This is a genomic window from Streptomyces sp. NPDC008137 (assembly GCF_042957035.1).
Taxonomy (GTDB): Bacteria; Actinomycetota; Actinomycetes; order Streptomycetales; family Streptomycetaceae; genus Streptomyces.
This window is the reverse complement of sequence record NZ_JBIBHN010000023.1, coordinates 49,020-67,915: the sequence shown is the minus strand read 5'-3', so window position 1 is coordinate 67,915 and position 18,896 is coordinate 49,020. Positions and strand designations below refer to the sequence as shown.

Here is an 18,896-nt window from a genome sequence, read left to right as displayed (position 1 = left end):
GCACAGGCCCCGTCGCTTCCGAGCGGCGGGGCCTTTGTCATGGCCCGACTGTCATGGCAGGAGACTCCAGGGGATCGCCGGGTCGCTGCACGACGCCCGCAGGGCGTCCCCCTCGCATACGACCGTGAAGGTCACGTCCCCGACCGGCACCGTCACCCGGTCGCCGTCCCGCAGGCCGTACGCCCGCAGGGTCACCCCGGCGGCATGGTCGTAGTCCGGGCGGTCGTCCACCGCGCCCACCGGGATCACGGCCCCGGGCCGGACCAGCAGCGGCACGCTCAGGAACCCGTGCCGCTCGCGCACCCAGCGCGGGCCGGTCACCGTCTCGCCGGAGAGGAAGTGGGTCCAGGTGCCCTCGGGGACGTAGTAGGTGACGTCGCCCTCGTCGCTGAACACCGGCGCGACCAGCAGGTCCGGGCCGAGCATGTACTGCCGCTCCAGGTGCGCGCACCCCGGGTCGTCCGGGAACTCCAGCACCATCGCCCGCATCACCGGCACGCCCTCGGTGTGGGCGGTCCGGGCCGCCTCGTACAGATAGGGCATGAGCCGCAGCTTCAGCCGGGTGAAGTGGCGCGCGACCTCCACCGACTCCTCGTCGAACAGCCAGGGCACGCGGTACGACGAGCTGCCGTGCAGCCGGCTGTGCGAGGAGAGCAGGCCGAAGGCCAGCCAGCGCTTGAACAGGGCCGGTGTCGGGGTGCCCTCGAAGCCGCCGATGTCATGGCTCCAGAAGCCGAAGCCCGACAGGCCGAGGGACAGCCCGCCGCGCAGGGACTCGGCCATCGACTCGTAGGTCGCCTCGCAGTCGCCGCCCCAGTGCACCGGGAACTGCTGGCTGCCCGTCGTCGCCGAACGGGCGAAGAGGATGGCCTCCTCCTCGCCGCGGTGCTTGCGCAGCACCTCGAAGACCGTGCGGTTGTAGAGGTACGTGTAGTAGTTGTGCATCCGCTCCGGGTCGGAGCCGTCCGACCAGGTCACATCGAGCGGCACGCGTTCGCCGAAGTCGGTCTTGAAGCAGTCGACGCCCTGGGCGAGCAGCGCCTCCAGCTTGGCGGCGTACCAGTCGCGGGCGGCCGGGATCGTGAAGTCGACCAGGGCCATGCCGGGCTGCCACATGTCCCACTGCCAGACGCCGCCGTCCGGGCGTCTCAGCAGATGCCCGAGCTCCTTGCCCTCGGCGAACAGCGGGGAGCGCTGGGCGATGTACGGGTTGATCCAGACACTCACCCGCAGGTCACGGGCCTTGAGCCGGGCCAGCATGCCCTCCGGGTCCGGGAAGACCCGCGGATCCCACTGGAAGTCGCACCAGTGATACTCGCGCATCCAGAAGCAGTCGAAGTGGAAGACGGAGAGCGGGAGCTCACGCTCCTTCATGCCCTCGATGAAGGACGTCACCGTCTCCTCGTCGTACGAGGTGGTGAAGGACGTCGACAGCCACAGGCCGAACGACCAGGCGGGCGGCAGGGCCGGGCGGCCGGTCAGGGCCGTGTACTTGCGCAGGATGTCCTTCGGGGTGGGGCCGTAGATGACGTAGTACGTCAGCTCCTGGGTCTCCGCGCTGAACTGCACCCGGGACACGACTTCCGAGGCGACCTCGAAGGACACCTGGCCCGGGTGGTCGACGAAGACGCCGTAGCCGGCGTCCGTGAGGTAGAAGGGCACGTTCTTGTAGGCCTGTTCGCTGCACGTGCCGCCGTCGGCCTGCCAGATGTCGACGACCTGCCCGTTCTTCACCAGCGGGCCGAAGCGCTCACCGAGGCCGTAGACGGCGGTGCCGACCTGGAGCACCAGCTGTTCGCGCAGGTGGTGGGCGCCGGTCGCGTCCCGCATGATGCCCATGCTCTGGTGGCCGCTGCGGGTGAGCGCCCGGCCGCGCGCGGCGAACTCGACGTGCCAGGGACCGCCGCGGGCCACCCGGACCGACAGCTCGCCCGAGGTCAGGGTCGTGTGCTCGTCGTCGTAGGAGATCCGCGCGGGCGGCCGGGAGTCGGAGAGCTCGAACTCCGGGCCGCGCGCCTGCCCGCCCGTGAAGTGGGTCAGCGTCAGGCCGATGACGTCAGGCATGGGGGTGTGGGCGCGCAGCGTCAGGACGGGGCCCGTCATCAGGTCGCCACGGGAGCGGATGGGCCGGGTCGGCGCGTGGAACTCCAGCGAGCCGTCCGCCTCGGTGACGTCGAGGGCCTCGGCCGGGTAGGCCGCGGTGACGCCCTCGCGCAGGAGCCAGTAGCCGTCGGTGAACTTCATGTGGGGGTCCCTAACTTCCCGGCGCAGGGGGCGAAGAGGTGTCGAAGCGCTTCGACAGCTGAACGTATGCGGGGTGGGTGAGGGCGTCAATGGGGTGTCCAGCAATCGGTGAAGCGTTTCGACGCGCTGCCCGGGGACAGCACCAGGGACAGCACCAGGGCCAGGGCTGCCGCTGTCACCGGGATGCCGTATCCGGCCGTCGCCGGCGCATGCTCCACCGTCCAGCCGCCGAGCGCTCCGCCGCCGGCGATGCCGCCCAGCAGGCCGGTCACCGCGAGGGTCATGCCCTCGTTCAGCCGGCCCTCGGGGGTGCGCTGCTGGACCAGAGTCATGGTGGTGACCATCGTCGGGGCCGTGGCCATCCCGGCGACCAGCAGCGCGCCCGCGACGCACAGGAGAGAGCCGGTGAGACTCGCCGCGAGCAGCGGCAGGGTCAGCAAGGCGGCCATCGCGGCCACGCACCACGGCAGCCGTGCCGCCGCCGGCCCGGTGGGCTTCGCGGTGCCGTACAGCAGGCCCGCCGCGCAGGAACCGGCCGCCTGGAGTGCGAGTACGGCACCGGCCGCCGACTGGTGCCCCTGCCTGTCGGCGAACGCGAGGGTGACGACCTCCGTCGAGCCGAAGATCCCGCCCATCGCCAGACAGACCGCGAGCAGTGGGGGCATGCCGGGGGTGCGCAGCGGCGCCTTCGCGGGTATCCGCTCGCGGACCGGCGGCTCCGTCGCACGCCGGGTCGTGAAGAGGAGCATCCCCGTCAGCAGCAGCACCGCGCCGACGAGCGTGCCCGCCTCCGGGAAGAACGTCCCGCACAGGAAGGCCGCGAGGACCGGGCCCAGCATGAAGCACACTTCGTCAGCGGCCTGCTCGAAGGAGTGGGCGGTGTGCAGGCCCTTCGGGTCGCCGGCCAGCAGATGCGCCCAGCGGGCCCGTGCCATGCCGCCGGTGTTGGGGGTCGTGGCGGTGGCCGCGTAGGAGGCGAACAGGGTCCAGTCCGGGGCGTCGTGGCGCACGCACAGCAGCAGCGAGAGGGAGCCGAGGACGGCGATCACCGTCGCGGGCAGGGCCACCCTGGCCTGGCCGTGCCGGTCGACGAGCCGCGCGGTCCACGGCGCGACCACCGCGGTCGCCGCGAGCCCCGTCGCCGTGACGGCGCCGGCCAGGGCGTACGAGCCCCGCGTCCCGGCGATCATGACGACCGCGCTGACGCTGAACATGCCCATCGGCAGCCGGGCGATCAGGTTCCCGGCGGTGAACGCGCGGGCGCCCGGCAGGCGGAAGAGGCGGCGGTACGGGGTGAGATGCGGCATGCCCCCACCGTCGCCCGGCGGTGATCAAGCGGTCCAACACCTGTTCCGCACGGACTCACGCACCTGGGTTGTAGGACCGCCCCGTGTTTCTTCATACAGAGATATGGAGAGTACTGATGCTTCTATTGGCGCATGGAAAAGATGCTCAACGGGGAAATCCTTCACTCGTTTGCCGCGTTTCCGCTGAAGTGGGCCGACGGTTAGTCGGTACATGACCGAGGCGACCAGGAAAAATGGTTGGGCGGTAACGCTCGGCCCGTACACCTACATCCCCGCTCCGGCGCATTCGTCGGCCACCGTCAACGGCACGCTCACCAACGGTGGTTGCCCGGTCACGCTGCAGGTGACCGAGCCGGTTCTGCGCGATTTCATCGATGCCATGAGCGTGCTGGAAAAGGATCTTGCGCGGCGGTGGATCAGTGCCACGGAATGGCCCGCATTCGCGCTCGCGGAATAGTCGGGTCGCGCGATGTATGACAATAAAATCGAAGGCAATGGCCGGCACCGGGCTCCGGCCCGGGAGTTCTTCACCCCCCTGACACCACCGGACCCGACGTGGGATCCGGCCGAGGAACTGGCGTTCATCCTCGAGGAGGCGCTGGGGCAGCAGGCGGCGAGGGTCCCCGCTCCTCGTGACGAGGTGATCGAGGCGGACCCGGAGCCGGTGGATCCGGAGCCCGTACCGGTCCGGGTCGCCTCGGGCGCCCACATGAGGCGGCTCCAGGACATCACCGAGGAACTGCCGCCCGTGCGGGACGTCCACCGGCGCCACCGCAAGGTCCGCACCCGCAAGAGACCCGGCCTGCTCCGCACCACCAGCCTCTTCGTCGCCGCCCTGGCGGCCGTCATCGCCTCCGCGGTGAGCCTCCTGGGCGGCATGGTCGCCTACGACCCCCTGCGCCTGGTCGGCGTCTCCCCCGAGGGGAAGAGCTTCGGCAGCTGGTGGCCCCTGCTGGTGTACGGCCCCTGGCTGGTGGCCTCCCTGTCCGTGCTGCGGGCCGCGCTCCACCAGCGCCGTGCCGTGCACTCCTGGTGCGTGGTCCTGGTCTTCTCCTGCGTCGCCGTACTGCTCTGTGTCGCCCAGGCGCCGAGGACCGTGCTCGGCACCGCGGCGGCCGCCCTGCCGGGTGTCGCGGCCCTGGCCTGCTTCCAGCAGGTGGTCCGCCAGATCACCCTGACCCGCCCGCCCCTGCGCACGGTGCCACGGCACCGCCTGGGCCAGACCGGGGCGCGGGACGTGCCCGGCGCCGAGGCCGGCGAGGCGACGGGCCAGAGCGAGGCTCCCGGGCGGGGTGGGGCTCCCGGGCGGGCCGCCGGTTCCTGAGCCCCGCGTTGCCGGGAGGCGGCGTCGCGCCTGAGTCCTCGTGCTGTTCGGGAACGGCGTCGCCCGGGTCCCCGCACGCTCGGGGAGCGGCGTCGCTTGAGCGCTCGGGCTGTCGGGCGGTGTCGCGTGGGTCCCATGCCGTCGGGTAGCGGTGCCGCGTGGGTCCCGTGCGGTTGGGCAGCGGTGCCGCCTGCGTCCGGTGCTGTCGGGCAGGGCGCCGCCTGGGTGTCCGCACGCTCGGGCAGCGGCGTCGCTTGAGCGCTCGGGCTGTCGGGCGGTGTCGCGTGGGTTCCGTGCTGTCGGGCGGCGGTGCTGCGGCGGTCCCGTGCTGTCGGCCAGGGCGCCGACCTGGGTCCCGTGCTGTCGGAGAGCGGCGTCGCCCCGCCGCTCCCCGCTGTAGGTTCACCGCATGCCCGCCCACCTCGACCCCCGGCTGTTGCGTGGCTTCGTCACCGTCGCCGAGGAGCTGCACTTCACGCGTGCCGCGACGCGTCTGCATGTGGCGCAGCAGGCGCTCAGCCGGGATGTGCGGCGGCTGGAGCGGGAGCTGGGCGCCGAGCTGTTCGTGCGGACAACCCGGCAGGTGACGCTCACACCCGAGGGAGAACGGCTGCTGCCGTACGCCCGTCGCGTGCTGCGTGCGCAGGACGAGCTGCTCGCCGCCTTCGACCAGGCCCGGCCCCTGCTGGTCGACCTCAACTCCCCGGGCCTGGTCACACCGCGCCGCGTGCTGCACCGGGCGCGCGAACTCGCTCCCGGGCAGGAGCTGATGGCGCGCTACGAGAGCGGCCTGACCGGAGCCGCCGGGGAGTTGCTCGCCGGGCGGCTGGACGCGTCGTTCGGACGGTTCGAGGGGCTGGACCCGGCGCTGCGGGCCGGGCTCGACCATCAGCCCGTGCGGTACGAGCCGATGGCGGTCGTGCTGCCCGAGGACCACCGGCTGGCCGCGCTGGAGACGGTGCCGCTCGCCGAGCTGGCCGGCGAGACCGTCTACGCGGGGGCCGGCAACCCGCGCACACCGGAGTGGACCGGTCTCGCGCGGCAGCTGTTCGAGGGACGGGGCATCGAGATCGCGCCACCCGCGCCGCTGGCCGTGGGCGAGGAGGAGTTCCAGCGGATCATGGCCAGAACACGCAACCCGGTCCTGGCCGTCGTGGGGTTCCCGGTCCCGCCGTCGACGGTGTCGCGGCCCCTGGTCGATCCCGTTCCGCTGTCTCCCGTGTCGCTGGTGTGGCGCAGGGGCCTGACCCACCCCGCGTTCGACGCGCTGCGCCGGGCGGCGGCCCGGCTCGCGGCGGAGGAGGGGTGGCTGGACAGGCCCGCAGGGGCCTGGATTCCGGCCGAGGGCGATGTCCGCATGGCGTCTCGCGACTGACACGATTCGGTACGCGGTCCACACCGAACCTCCGCGTGCGCTACATTCAACGCCTGAGCACGGTGTGGTAATGGGGGGCGCTCGGACGGGCGAGGGGGCCCGGTCCGACGGCGGGTGCTCAGGTCGTAAGCGCACCTGAACCATCCCGTGGGGGGAAGTGCGTGCGCGTGGAAAAGTGGCGAGAAGACGCCCAACCCGAGTGGCCCGAGGCCGCTGTGGTGACCGATGAACTCCCTGCGGACGGCAGAGTCCGGGACCGCAGAGCCACACAGCACTTCGCCGGGAGCGACCTCCAGGGGACCGCCCACCGGCTGCCCGCCGGGACGGAGATACTGCGCGGCATCCCCCGGCAGAGCGAGGGCGAGTTCGACTCGTCCGTCCCGGACGTCGGCGCCCGGCCCGCCGTCCGCGACCCCTGGCAGGAGCCGGAGGAGCCCACCGGGGAGACCGACGACCCGGCCGGGCACAGCCACGACCCGCACGAGGTCACCGTCCAACTCGACGCCGTCCAGCTCGGGGACGGGTTCGTACGGCAGGTCAAGGAAGGCCCCGGCGCGGGCTCCGAGGCCGCAGACTCGCCCGTCTTCGTCGACGAGTCAGGCCGCCGCAGCCGCCGCTTCCGCCGGATCGGCATGGCCGTCGCGCTGGCCTGCGGGGTCTACGCGGTCGTCATCGTCGCCACCCTGATGTCGGGCAACTCCCAGGCGCCCTGGCTGCCCGTGCCCGGCCAGAAGAAGGCCCCGCCGGCCGGGCAGGTCGACACCCCGCCGGTGCCCGAGCGCTCGGCACCGGCCGACGGCACCGGCACCACCGCCCCGGGCAGCACGCCGACGACCGTCGAGGGCACGGCACCCGCGCCCGGTGCGAGCGCCGACGACGACCCCGTGGCCCCCGTGGCCCCCGCGGCCCCCGGCCGTTCCGGTACGACCGCCAAGCCCTCGCCTACCGCGCCCCGGACCGCACCGACCCCGGGTACCGGCGGCACCGATCCGACCCCGAGCAAGCCGGCGGACCCGCCGAGCACGCCGGTGACCGAGCCGTCGCCGCCTGGTGAACCCACGCCCCTGCCGACCGAGACGACCGGCACCGGCACGGTCGCCGACGGGCCGGCCACCACCCAGCCGGTCGCGCAGTCACCCGTTGCCGACCAGCCCGCGGCCGAGCCGCCCGCAGCCGACCAGCCCGCCGCCTGAACGCTCCGCGAAGGTGCCACGGCGTGCCGCCGTTCGTCGGCGGCGCCGTCGTGGCCGGCCGCGCGGTTCCCCGCGTCCCTTCAGGGCGCTGCCGTACCACCCGCTCCCCGCACCACCCGGAGTACCACCACCCATGGCATCCCGTACCCGCCGTTCCGGGCGCGCGTCCCGAGCCCGTGGCGGCTCCAGGCGCCGCCGTCTGCCCATGCGCCTGCTGCTGCCCGTGCTTCTCCTCGTCGCCCTGATGGCGATGCTCATGCTGCGCGGCTACGTGCACAGCGAGATCCTCGCCGACCACCGCGTCGGGCCGCCCGCGTCGAGCGACCAGGTCCCGAAGGAGATCCTGGAGGGCGGGCCCGTCATTGACACCCGGGAGGAGAAGCCGACCGCGCTGGAACTCCCGGACCGGGAGCTGGTGCTGACCTTCGACGACGGGCCGGACCCCGTGTGGACGCCCAAGGTCCTCGACATGCTGAAGAAGCACGACGCCCACGCCGTCTTCTTCGTCACCGGCACCATGGCCTCCCGTTACCCGGACCTCGTCCAGCGCATGGTCGACGAGGGCCATGAGATCGGGCTGCACACCTTCAACCACCCGGACCTCGCCCTGCAGAGCAAGAGCCGGGTCGACTGGGAGCTGTCGCAGAGCCAGCTCGCGCTGGCCGGAGCGGCGGGCATCCGCACCTCGCTCTTCCGCCCGCCCTACTCGTCGTACTCGCACCTCATGGACAACAAGTCCTGGCCGGTGACCGAGTACATCGGCAGCAAGGGCTACATCACCATCGTCAACGACACCGACAGCCAGGACTGGCGCAGGCCCGGTGTCGACCAGATCATCCGCAACGCCACGCCGAAGAACGGCGACGGCGCCATCGTGCTGATGCACGACTCCGGCGGCGACCGCTCCCAGACCGTCGCCGCGCTCGACCGGTTCATCTCCGGGCTCAAGGGCGAGGGCTACCGCTTCGACACCCTGACCGCCGCCCTCGACGCCCCCAGCGCGCACACCCCGGTCACCGGGCTCGACGCGCTGAAGGGCGACGCCTGGGTCTTCCTCGTCCAGGCCTCCGAGAAGACGACCGGCGTGCTCGTCGCCGGGCTCGCCGTCGTCGGCGTGCTGGTCTTCGCCCGGCTCGGACTGATGCTGATCCTCTCCGTCGCGCACGCCCGCCGCGTCCGCCGCCGCGGCTTCCGCTGGGGCGAGACCGTCACGGAACCGGTGTCCGTGCTCGTGCCCGCCTACAACGAGGCCAAGTGCATCGAGCAGACCGTCCGGTCCCTCGTCGCGAGCGACCACCCCATCGAGGTGCTGGTCATCGACGACGGGTCGAGTGACGGCACCGCGCGCATCGTCGAGAACCTCGGCCTGCCCGGCGTCCGCGTCATCCGCCAGCTGAACGCGGGCAAGCCCGCCGCGCTCAACCGGGGCATCGCCAACGCGAAGTACGACCTCATCGTGATGATGGACGGCGACACCGTCTTCGAACCGGCCACCGTCCGCGAACTCGTGCAGCCCTTCGGCGACCCGCGCGTGGGCGCCGTCGCGGGCAACGCCAAGGTCGGCAACCGGGACTCGCTGATCGGCGCCTGGCAGCACATCGAGTACGTGATGGGCTTCAACCTCGACCGGCGCATGTACGACGTGCTGCGCTGCATGCCGACCATCCCCGGCGCGGTGGGGGCGTTCCGGCGCAGCGCGCTGGAACGCGTCGGCGGCATGAGCGACGACACGCTCGCCGAGGACACCGACATCACCCTGGCCATGCACCGCGACGGCTGGCACGTCGTATACGCGGAGAAGGCCCTCGCCTGGACCGAGGCCCCCGAGTCCGTCCAGCAGCTCTGGTCCCAGCGCTACCGCTGGTCGTACGGCACGATGCAGGCGATCTGGAAGCACCGCCGGTCCCTCGTGGAGAGCGGGCACTCGGGCCGCTTCGGGCGCGTGGGCATGCCGCTGGTGTCGCTGTTCATGGTCGTGGCGCCGCTGCTGGCCCCGCTCATCGACGTGTTCCTGCTGTACGGGCTGGTGTTCGGCCCGACGGAGAAGACCATCGGCGCCTGGCTGGGCGTCCTCGCGGTGCAGGGCGTGTGCGCGGCCTACGCGTTCCACCTCGACAAGGAACGCATGACCCACCTGATCTCGCTCCCGCTCCAGCAACTCCTCTACCGCCAGCTCATGTACGTCGTGCTGCTCCAGTCCTGGATCACCGCCCTCACCGGCGGCCGGCTGCGCTGGCAGAAGCTGCGGCGCACCGGCGCGGTCGGTCTGCCCGGGCCGGGCAGCGGCACGCCCCAGCAGCCGGTGGGCGGGAGGCAGGCCGGGTGACCACGCACCCCGAAGCCGTCGCCCCTGCCCCGGAGAAGGAGCGGACCGGCTCCACCGGCCCCGTCCGCGACCGGTACTTCGACCTGCTGCGCGCCCTCGCACTGTTCCGCGTCGTGCTGTACCACCTGACGGGCTGGGCCTGGCTGCCGCTGGTGTTCCCGTCGATGGGCGTGATGTTCGCCCTCGCCGGCAACCTGATGGCCCGCTCGCTCAAGCGCCCGCCCGTCCAGGTGATCCGCGGCCGGCTGCGGCGGCTGCTGCCTCCGCTGTGGCTGCTGGGCGTCGTCGGCGTCACGGGCATGGTCCTCCAGGGCTGGGGTCCGGACGCCGACGGCCATCCCGGCTGGTGGTGGCTCCACCTCACCTTCTGGATCGTCCCGCTCAGCGACCCGCCGTACGCCGAGGGACTGCCCGGCGTCCACGGTTTCATCGGCGAGGACTGGGCCGCCGAACTCGCCGGCCCGCTCTGGTACATCCGCGCCTACCTCTGGTTCGTCCTGCTGTCCCCGCTGCTCCTGAAGGCCCTGCGCGCCCTGCCGGTGGTCACGCTCCTGGCGCCGATCGCCCTGGCGGTCGCCTTCGAGCACAGCTACCTCGTGCTGCCCGGCGAGCGGTTCCCCTCGGCGCTCACCGACTTCTCCACCTTCGGCGCCTGCTGGATCCTCGGCATGGCCCACCAGGAGGGCGTCCTCAAGCGACTGCCGCGCTACATCGTCCCGTCGGTGGCACCCGTCATCGCCCTGGCCGGCCTCTGGTACGCCCTGCGCCACGACTTCGGCACCGGCAACGACCTGGACAGCATGCCCCTGGCGCAGGCCCTGTGGTCCTTCGGCACGGTGTTCCTGCTGCTGCACATCAGCCCGTCCTGGTCCGAGTGGCCGCGCCGGCTGCGCCGCTGGGCCGGGGCGATCACCCTGCTCAACTCCCGTGCCGTGACGATCTACCTGTGGCACAACACCTGCATCCTGATCGCCGCGACCCTGTGGGACCGGCTGTGGGGCTTCCCCGTGCTGGAGCAGAACGTGCCCGGGCTGCTGGAGAGCGTCTGGCCGGTGCTGGTCCTGGTCTGGGTGCTGCTCGGCGGCTGTGTGCTGGCGTTCGGCTGGGTGGAGGACCTGGCGGCGAAGCAGCGACCCCGGTTGTGGCCGAAAAGTGAGCCTCGGGTGAGGGTTCGCGGGAGCCGGAGGCGCTCGGCACGTGGCGGCTAAGGGGTCCTTTCACTATGAGCGCCCGATCAGGTCGCGTGGTCTGGTGCCGTGCATCGCAAGGCGCCGGAGAGCCCTCGTAGCGGAGCTACGAGGGCTCTCCGGCAACGCGGCGAGGTGCGGTGCCAGGCCGCGCGACCCGGGCGGGCATAGTGAAAGGACCCCTAAACTGGCCCGGCATCGGCGGGGGCGGACGATGAGGCCCTCGGCGAGGGTTCCTTTCCGGCCGCATACGAGAGAACGCCAGTGACACAAGCCCCGACGCCAGAACCGGCCGGGCCGCGCGCACCGGTCTTCGGGCTGATCACGCCCGAGGACTGGTACCGCGTCCCGCTGCTGCCCGCCGACCGCCGCGAGGCGTCCGTCGAGGCGCTGATCAAGCGGCAGTTCACGGGCGTCGACGACCAGCCCGTGCTGCGCCGCAAGGCCGAGGAACAGCTGCTCGGCACGGCCGAGACCGCGGTCGGCCAGGGCGGTGTCGTGCTGTACCTGTCGTTCCTGGAGGCCGGCGGCATCCCGCTGTCGGCCTCCCTGCTGGTCTCCCGCATCCAGGAGAGGTTCGACGGCCTCGACGTGGTCGCCTCCCTGGCCGGCACCGGCGAGGTCACGCTGGAGTCGCTGCCCGCCGTGGGACGCGTGGCCCGGGTGCGGCGGCAGGAGCGGACGAAGCACTCGCGGAAGCTGGGCTCCGAGTTCGCGGACACCGTCGTCGAGTACTTCGTTCCGGTCCCGGACCGCGACGAGGTGCTGATGCTCACCTTCAGCACACCGCTGGAGCCGATCGCGGACGCCATGGTGGAGTTGTTCGACGCGGTGGCCGGAACCTTGCGCTGGCAGCACCGCGACGAGGAACCGACGGGGGAGGAGCGGGAGTGAGCAAGAGGCTCAGGGTCTCGACGCAGGATCTCGACACGGCCGGAACCGGACTGCGGACGGTGGCGACCGAGCTGGAGGGGCTCGACAAGCTCATGGACGCCTACGACCGGCGCACCGTCGGCCACCAGACGCTGCACGACCGGCTCCAGGAGTTCTCCGACGGCTGGGACGACAACCGCAAGAAGATGATCGAGGAGATCCAGGGCCTCGGCACCATCGCCAAGGAGGCCGGCAAGGCCTACACCGAGCTCGACACCGCGCTGTACGACGCGCTCACGGGCAAGAAGGGGAAGAAGAAGTGACGCGCCCCGCCGACCACCGGTGGGAGGTGCTGGGCGAGAGCGGCGACCCGGTGCCCGGCGACGTCCACGACATGAAGGCCCTCGCCCGCCGCTTCACCGCCACCGCCTCCACCATCACCAAGACCGCCGACGCCCTGCGCCGCATCGGCAACCTGGAGAGCTGGGACTCCGAGGCCGGCCGCGCCTTCGCCGAGAAGGCGACCGAGACGGCCAAGACCGTCAGCAAGGCCCATGACCGCTACTCCGACGCGGGGGTAGCCCTCAAGGACTACTCCACAGAACTGGAGACGATCCAGGGCGAGGCGGACGCCCTCCTCACCCAGGCCGAGACGAAGCAGAGCACCCTTTCCACGGCGAAGTCCAAGGCCGAGAACCCGCCCAAGGGCACCGACGACGCCGGCCAGGACAAGCTCGACAAGGCCGTCAGCGACCTCCAGGAGGGCATCGACGGGCTGCGCGGGCAGCTCGGCAAGCTGAAGACGCGTCACAAGGAGGCCGGCGACAAGGCCGCCAAGCGCATCCACGACACCACCGAGGGCGACGGCCTCAACGACGGCTGGCTGGACGACCTGCGCGACACCCTGAAGATCGTCAGCGACATCACCGGGGCCATCGCCGCCGTCTGCGGGGTGCTGTCGCTGCTCGTCGGCTGGATCCCCGTCATCGGACAGGCCCTGGCCGGCGTCCTCGGCACCATCGCCCTGGTGATGACCGCGATCTCACTGGTCTGCCATGTGCTGCTCGCCATCAACGGCGACGGCTCCTGGGGCGACGTGGCGATCGACGTGCTCGGCCTCGCCACGTTCGGCATCGGCCGCGTCTTCTCCGCGGGCGCCAAGGCCGCCGCCACGGTCGGCCGCAGTCGCGTCTGGACGGCGGCCACGCAGTACGTGCGCGGCTGGAACCCGGGCATGAACTCGGCGGCGCGCCGTGCGCTCGTCGAGTCGATGGTCGGGGCCCGGGCCGGAGCGCGCCCCGGGGCGGCCCTGCCCGACGTGGGTCTGAGGGCGGCCTTCCGCGGCCTGCCGAGCTCCTTCGCGGACGATCTGGCGTCCATCCGCGGCAACTGGCGCGACCTGTTCAAGGTCGGCGACAACCTCTCCGCGGCCCGTGACGCCTACCAGGCAGCCGGTCCACGCGGTCTGGCCAGCATGTACGCCGGTCCCGGCATGGTCGACGAACTCTCCCGCATCAAGAACATCGACCCGGCGGACCTGGCCTTCATCGGCACGCCCGACGCGTTCAAGCAGGCCATGGCCTACAACGCGGTGGGCCTCGGCGGCACCGGGACGGGCGCGGCCTCCGACACCAACAGCTTCGTCGGACTGTTCGGCGGCGACCCGCAGCCCGATGTCACCGGCTCCGACGCGTCGCTGGCCGGGGTGTGAGCACCGCCATGACCAACCCGGGGGAGTGGCGGGAGTGCCGGGTCGACCTGCCCGCCCACCAGAACTGGCTGGTCCTTGACCTCCACAGCGAGGACCCCGAGACCTGGGCGCGCACACTCGCCGGGCAGCACCTCGGCGAGGAGGCGCCCGAGCCGTGGCGTGAGGCGTTCGCGACGGACCTGCTCTGGTACTGGGCCGCGGCCGTACGGCAGGGCGCCCTGTGCGCGGCGGTCCTGGCGCCCCAGGACGGGCCGGTCGTGGCGAGTTGCACGGTGCGGGAGCTGAACGTCCCGCCGGAGTCCCGCACCCCGGCCGCCCTCCGGGCCGAGCTGGAGCGCGCGGAGGGGCCGTACTTCGGGGACGGCCCGGTGCTCACCGAGGTCGAGCTGCCCCTGGGAGCGGCCCTGCGCGTGCACCGCCAGGAGCCGACGGACCCGGACGCGGACAGCGGCACGGTCGTGGAGGGCGTCGCCCACTACGTCCTGCCGCGCAGGCACCCGACGGCGTTGGAGTGCCGGGTGCTGTGGACGTCCCTGGGGCTCGGGGCCGAGCTCGTCAAGGTCGCCGACGAGCTGGCGGAGTCACTGCGCCTGGTGTGACGTGGACGGACCGGACGGGCCGCGGAGCTTGCCGAACCCGTCGCCGAGCCCCAGCCGCTCCCAGGGCACCATCGCGAGCGGCATCCAGCTGAACCCGACCGCGAACACGGCCACGACCGTGGTGAGCTGAGTCGGGAGGAACCAGCCCAGCTGGGCGACGAGCACCGACACGACCAGCAGCAGGACGTCGAACACCAGGATGGCCAGCGACTTGCGGGCGGCGGCCGCGGGAGTGACCCGGGGCGTCTCCTCGTTGCCCCGCACCATGCCGAAGAGGATCACCGGCAGCATCAGCCCGGTCAGACCGCCGACCGCGATGCCTCCCACGATCAGGGCGTTGTTCCCGTCGTCGGGCACCATGGCCGACAGCGGGGCCGCGTCCACCGCCCGGCCCAGCAGCGTCACGGCCGCGAACGCGCCGAGCGTCGCCGTGGCCAGCACGAGGAGCACTCCGGCTGCGAAGGCGGCGCTCGAGGCGGCGGAGCGCCGCGGACGCCGCGTCTCGGGCCGTTCGGCCCCGGACTCAGCGGACATGGACTCTCCCCTTCCTGGGTGGGGTCCGCATGAGGATAACGGGACCCCGTTCCGGTGGTCCTTCCCGGTATGGAAAACTGCCCGGGTTGCGCTTGTGAACAAAGTGGCCCGGGGGAGCGGTGGGATGAGTAAGCGGCAGACACAGAAGATGCTGCGGTTGATGGCGAGCGGGGAGCCGGTCGAGCTCACCAGCCCGATGGCGTCCGTGAAGAAGCTGGCCCGGCTGGCCTTCGTCGCCCAGCAGTTCGGCTACGAGTACGCGGACGTCCGGCAGAGCAGCGGCCGCAACGGCGCGCTCACGATGCTGATCCTGCCCGACCCCAGCCCGCACGCCCGGTCCCGGGCCGCGCAGAACTGGGCGCAGTATCCGAACGCCGCCGACGGTGTCTCCCTGCCGCCGCTCGTGCCCGACGCCTTCGAGCTCCTCAAGGCCCGCATCAACTTCGACCTCACCGGCAAGAGCGCCGAGAAGCGCATGGGCTGGGCGGCCCTCGGCCTCACCGCCGGCTGCGTGATCCTCGCCTTCCGCACCGGAGGGGACGCCTTCGCCTTCATCGCCGCGGGCGTGATCTGGCTGCTCTTCATGGCGGTCTTCGGCATCGGCCTCCTGGTCACCCGCAAGCGCAACGCGAAGTTCGCCGCCCGGCTGCAGGCGGCCGGCTTCATGCCGGTGACGGACGAGAACGGCCGGATGCGCTACCTCCCGCCGGGGGCGCAGCTGCCCGGGCATGGCAACCCCTTCGGCGGCGGGCCGTACGGTGGCGGGCCTTACGGCGGTGCGCCGGGGCAGGCCGGTGGAGTGCCTGGGCAGGGTGCGCCAGGGCAGGCGCCCGCGGGTTACGGACATCAGCAGCAGCCGGGGCAGGCGCCTGGAGGGTACGGACATCAGCAGCCTGGGCAGGCACCCGCCCCGGGCCCGTACGCCCAGCCCGCCCCGGGCCCCTACCCGCCGCAGCCCGCGCCCGGGCCCGGTCCGTACGGGGCGCAGCCCCCTGCCGCGCCGTATCCGCCGCAGCAGCCCGGCCCCTACGCGCCGCAGAACCCCCACTGGCAGCACCCGCAACGCTGACACAAGCCGCCGAACCTCTCATCCCGCCCGGGCCCGGGGTGAGAGCAAAGTTCCCTCGAGGTCACTCGACGGCACAGTCACGAAACGCGCCCTCCCTACCTTCGGAATCAGCCACTCGTAGTAAGACCGAGTCCCGGAGCAAGTGGAGGCGTCATGACAGGCCCTGGCACGGCACCCGTACCCCCGAGCAGGGGCGGACGCTGGATCCGGCACTGGGATCCGGAGAACGAGACCTTCTGGAACGAGACCGGGGAGAAGGTCGCCCGCCGCAACCTCTTCTTCTCGGTTCTGTCGGAGCACATCGGCTTTTCGATCTGGACCCTGTGGTCCGTGCTGGTGCTCTTCATGGGCCCGGAATACGGGCTGACCCCGGCCGACAAGTTCATGCTGACCTCGATGGTCACGCTGGTCGGCGCGGTCGTCCGCGTCCCCTACACCTTCGCCGTGGCGATCTTCGGCGGGCGGAACTGGACGATCATCTCCGCGGCCCTCCTGCTGATCCCGACCTGCGCCGCCTTCGCGGTGATGGAGCCGGGCACCTCCTTCTCCACGTTCCTGCTCGTCGGCCTGCTCGCCGGTATCGGCGGCGGCAACTTCGCCTCCTCCATGACCAACATCAACGCCTTCTTCCCGCTGCGGAAGAAGGGCTGGGCCCTCGGCCTGAACGCGGGCGGCGGCAACATCGGCGTGCCGGTGATCCAGCTGGCCGCGCTCGCGATCATCGGCGCGGGCGGCGGGCCGCGCGTGCTGCTCGGGATCTACATTCCGCTCATCCTCGTGGCCGCCGTCATGGCCGCGCTCTTCATGGACAACCTGGAGAACGTCAAGAACGACACCGGCGCCGCCAAGGACGCCGCGCGTGACGCCCACACGTGGATCATGTCCTTCCTCTACATCGGCACGTTCGGGTCGTTCATCGGATACAGCTTCGCCTTCGGGCAGGTCCTGCAGAACCAGTTCGGACGCACCCCGCTGGAGGCGGCGTACGTCACCTTCATCGGTCCGCTCCTCGGCTCGCTGATCCGGCCTCTGGGCGGCTGGATGGCCGACAAGTACGGCGGCGCGAAGATCAGCCTGTGGAACTACGTCGCCATGGGCGTCGCCACGGCGGTCCTGATCGGTGCCTCCATGGAGAAGTCGCTGGCGCTGTTCACCGGGGCGTTCGTGGTGCTCTTCGTGCTGAGCGGTCTCGGCAACGGCTCGACGTTCAAGATGATCCCGGGCATCTTCCAGAACAAGGCCCTGGCCAAGGGGCTGGAGGGGGAAGAGGCCGCGGCATACGGGCGGCGGCTCTCCGGAGCCTCCATGGGACTCATCGGCGCGGTGGGCGCGCTCGGCGGTGTCGGTATCAACCTCGCCTTCCGCCAGTCCTTCCTCTCCTACGGTTCCGGCACCGGCGCGTTCGTCGCCTTCCTCGCCTTCTACGCGGTCTGCTTCGGGATCACCTGGGCCGTATACCTTCGGCGTACGACTCCGCGGGTACCCGTCACCACGGCGACCTCGGAAGCGAAGCCGCAGCTCAGCTACGCCAAGGTGTGAAGTAACACCGCGGACATCAAGCCGAACCGAGCCTGTCACGAGCCGTTGACAGGCTCCTTCGGCGTACACGTACGCCGAACCCATGGAGTACGACGACTCGAATGCGGGACGAGAGCATGCACGAGGAACAACAGCGACCGGAACACGGCCCACTGGCGGGATTCACCGTGGGCGTCACGGCCGCGCGCCGGGCCGAGGAGCTGGGCGCGCTGCTCCAGCGGCGCGGCGCCACCGTCCTGCATGCCCCCGCCCTGCGGATCGTGCCGCTCGCCGACGACAGCGAGCTGCTGGCCGCGACGAAGGAGATCATCCACCAGGTGCCGGACATCGTCGTGGCGACGACCGCGATCGGGTTCCGGGGCTGGGTCGAGGCGGCGGACGGCTGGGGTCTGGGGGAGGACCTGCTGGCGCGGCTGGGCGGCGTACGGATCATGGCGCGCGGGCCCAAGGTCAAGGGCGCGGTCCGGGCCGCCGGGCTCACGGAGGAGTGGTCGCCGTCGTCGGAGTCCATGGCCGAGGTGCTCGACCGGCTGCTGGAGGAGGGCGTCGACGGTCTGCGGATCGCGATCCAGCTGCACGGTGAGCCGCTGCCCGGGTTCGTGGAGTCGCTGCGGGCGGGTGGTGCCGAGGTCGTCGGGGTGCCCGTGTACCGGTGGATGCCGCCGGAGGACATCGGGCCGGTCGACCGTCTCCTGGACGCTACGGTGTCCCGCGGCGTCGACGCGCTGACCTTCACCAGCGCTCCCGCCGCGGCCTCCCTCCTCTCCCGGGCGGAGGAACGCGGACTGCTTCCCGAGGTGCTGGCGGCGCTCGGCCACGACGTCCTGCCGGCCTGTGTCGGCCCGGTCACCGCGCTGCCGCTGCAGGGCCACGGCATCGACACGGTCCAGCCCGAACGCTTCCGGCTCGGGCCGCTCGTCCAGCTCCTCTGCCAGGAGCTGCCCTCGCGGGCGCGCTCGCTGCCGATCGCCGGGCACCGGGTGGAGATCCGTGGCCACGCCGTCCTGGTCGACGGCGACCTCAAGCCCGTACCGCCCGCCGGCATGGCCCTCCTGCGTGCCCTCTCCCGCCGCCCCGGCTGGGTCGTCGCCCGCGCGGACCTGCTACGTGCCCTGCCCGGCGCCGGCCGCGACGAACACGCCGTCGAGACGGCCATGGCCCGCCTCCGCACGGCCCTCGGCGCCCCGAAACTGATCCAGACGGTGGTCAAACGGGGTTACCGCCTGGCCCTGGACCCGGCAGCGGAGACGAAGTACGCGGACGTGTGAGGCCGCCCCGGGGTCGGGCGAGAAGTCGCCATCGAGGCACACGCCGTCTCTCCGGCCTACCGGGCTGGGAGGCGCCGCCCCGGGGCACTGGCTGATGAGCCGCACGTGCGGCACGCGCCGCTCGGGTCGGTGCGCGAGCGCCGTGGGGGTGCGTCGTCGACCTCGGGTGCGGGCGCGTCGTGGCTGGTCGCGCAGTTCCCCGCGCCCCTGGGGACGGGTGCGTGCTGGCGGGCCGGGCTGGAGGGCGTTGGTGAGCCGCACGTGCGGCACGCGCCGCTCGGGTCGGTGCGCGAGCGCCGTGGGGGTGCGTCGTCGACCTCGGGTGCGGGCGCGTCGTGGCTGGTCGC

Annotated in this window: 17 protein-coding genes; 14 read left to right on the top strand and 3 right to left on the bottom strand. The window is 72.0% G+C overall.

Going from position 1 to position 18,896, the window contains the following annotated elements; all coding sequences use genetic code 11:
- Positions 1-51: 51 nt before the first annotated feature.
- Together yicI and ACFZBT_RS29285 are read right to left on the bottom strand one after the other, a co-directional pair.
- On the bottom strand, positions 52-2,244 hold the full coding sequence (yicI, locus tag ACFZBT_RS29290; protein ID WP_391109583.1) for an alpha-xylosidase: 2,193 nt from the start codon (positions 2,242-2,244) through the stop codon (positions 52-54).
- 86 nt (positions 2,245-2,330) lie between these two features.
- Positions 2,331-3,551, bottom strand: a complete 1,221-nt coding sequence (locus ACFZBT_RS29285) for an MFS transporter (RefSeq protein ID WP_391109579.1) — start codon at positions 3,549-3,551, stop codon at positions 2,331-2,333.
- Positions 3,552-3,762: 211 nt separating this feature from the next.
- Between ACFZBT_RS29285 and ACFZBT_RS29280 the strand changes: the two genes are divergently transcribed.
- The 10 genes from ACFZBT_RS29280 to ACFZBT_RS29235 all read left to right on the top strand — a co-directional run bounded on the left by ACFZBT_RS29280 (position 3,763) and on the right by ACFZBT_RS29235 (position 14,139).
- Complete coding sequence (locus ACFZBT_RS29280) at positions 3,763-4,008, top strand: hypothetical protein (RefSeq protein ID WP_391109576.1); 246 nt, start codon at positions 3,763-3,765, stop codon at positions 4,006-4,008.
- A 12-nt stretch (positions 4,009-4,020) separates the two neighbouring features.
- Positions 4,021-4,875 carry a hypothetical protein gene (locus ACFZBT_RS29275; RefSeq protein WP_391109573.1) on the top strand — a complete coding sequence of 285 codons (855 nt, stop codon included), beginning with the start codon at positions 4,021-4,023 and terminating at the stop codon, positions 4,873-4,875.
- A gap of 409 nt (positions 4,876-5,284) precedes the next feature.
- Positions 5,285-6,250, top strand: a complete 966-nt coding sequence (locus ACFZBT_RS29270) for a LysR family transcriptional regulator (protein ID WP_391109570.1) — start codon at positions 5,285-5,287, stop codon at positions 6,248-6,250.
- A 218-nt stretch (positions 6,251-6,468) separates the two neighbouring features.
- Complete coding sequence (locus tag ACFZBT_RS29265; RefSeq protein WP_391109567.1) at positions 6,469-7,443, top strand: hypothetical protein; 975 nt, start codon at positions 6,469-6,471, stop codon at positions 7,441-7,443.
- Between the two features lie 133 nt (positions 7,444-7,576).
- On the top strand, positions 7,577-9,769 hold the full coding sequence (locus ACFZBT_RS29260) for a glycosyltransferase (protein WP_391109564.1): 2,193 nt from the start codon (positions 7,577-7,579) through the stop codon (positions 9,767-9,769).
- On the top strand, positions 9,766-10,977 hold the full coding sequence (locus ACFZBT_RS29255) for an acyltransferase family protein (protein WP_391109561.1): 1,212 nt from the start codon (positions 9,766-9,768) through the stop codon (positions 10,975-10,977). The genes ACFZBT_RS29260 and ACFZBT_RS29255 overlap by 4 nt, the downstream gene beginning before the upstream one ends.
- A gap of 243 nt (positions 10,978-11,220) precedes the next feature.
- Entirely contained in the window at positions 11,221-11,850 is a 630-nt protein-coding gene (locus ACFZBT_RS29250) for a hypothetical protein (RefSeq protein ID WP_391109558.1), read from the top strand.
- Positions 11,847-12,152: a hypothetical protein gene (locus ACFZBT_RS29245; protein ID WP_391109556.1), complete on the top strand. Its 306-nt coding sequence runs from the start codon at positions 11,847-11,849 to the stop codon at positions 12,150-12,152. The genes ACFZBT_RS29250 and ACFZBT_RS29245 overlap by 4 nt, the downstream gene beginning before the upstream one ends.
- Positions 12,149-13,540: a putative T7SS-secreted protein gene (locus tag ACFZBT_RS29240; RefSeq protein WP_391109554.1), complete on the top strand. Its 1,392-nt coding sequence runs from the start codon at positions 12,149-12,151 to the stop codon at positions 13,538-13,540. Before ACFZBT_RS29245 ends, ACFZBT_RS29240 begins: the two co-directional genes overlap by 4 nt.
- Before the next feature lie 8 nt (positions 13,541-13,548).
- Positions 13,549-14,139, top strand: a complete 591-nt coding sequence (locus tag ACFZBT_RS29235; protein ID WP_391109551.1) for a hypothetical protein — start codon at positions 13,549-13,551, stop codon at positions 14,137-14,139.
- Here ACFZBT_RS29235 and ACFZBT_RS29230 read toward each other — a convergent pair.
- On the bottom strand, positions 14,122-14,673 hold the full coding sequence (locus tag ACFZBT_RS29230; RefSeq protein ID WP_391109548.1) for a hypothetical protein: 552 nt from the start codon (positions 14,671-14,673) through the stop codon (positions 14,122-14,124). The genes ACFZBT_RS29235 and ACFZBT_RS29230 overlap by 18 nt on opposite strands.
- Positions 14,674-14,797: 124 nt before the next feature.
- On the opposite strand from ACFZBT_RS29230, the gene ACFZBT_RS29225 reads away from it, so the two are divergent.
- The 4 genes from ACFZBT_RS29225 to ACFZBT_RS29210 form a co-directional block, all read left to right on the top strand.
- Positions 14,798-15,742, top strand: coding sequence for a hypothetical protein (locus ACFZBT_RS29225; protein ID WP_391109545.1), 945 nt, complete (start codon positions 14,798-14,800; stop codon positions 15,740-15,742).
- Positions 15,743-15,895: 153 nt separating this feature from the next.
- Complete coding sequence (locus ACFZBT_RS29220; protein WP_391109543.1) at positions 15,896-17,281, top strand: NarK family nitrate/nitrite MFS transporter; 1,386 nt, start codon at positions 15,896-15,898, stop codon at positions 17,279-17,281.
- 116 nt (positions 17,282-17,397) lie between these two features.
- On the top strand, positions 17,398-18,549 hold the full coding sequence (locus tag ACFZBT_RS29215; RefSeq protein WP_391109718.1) for a uroporphyrinogen-III synthase: 1,152 nt from the start codon (positions 17,398-17,400) through the stop codon (positions 18,547-18,549).
- Between the two features lie 105 nt (positions 18,550-18,654).
- Positions 18,655-18,896, top strand: a 242-nt coding sequence (locus tag ACFZBT_RS29210) for a hypothetical protein (protein ID WP_391109540.1), incomplete at its 3' end; no start/stop codon positions are given.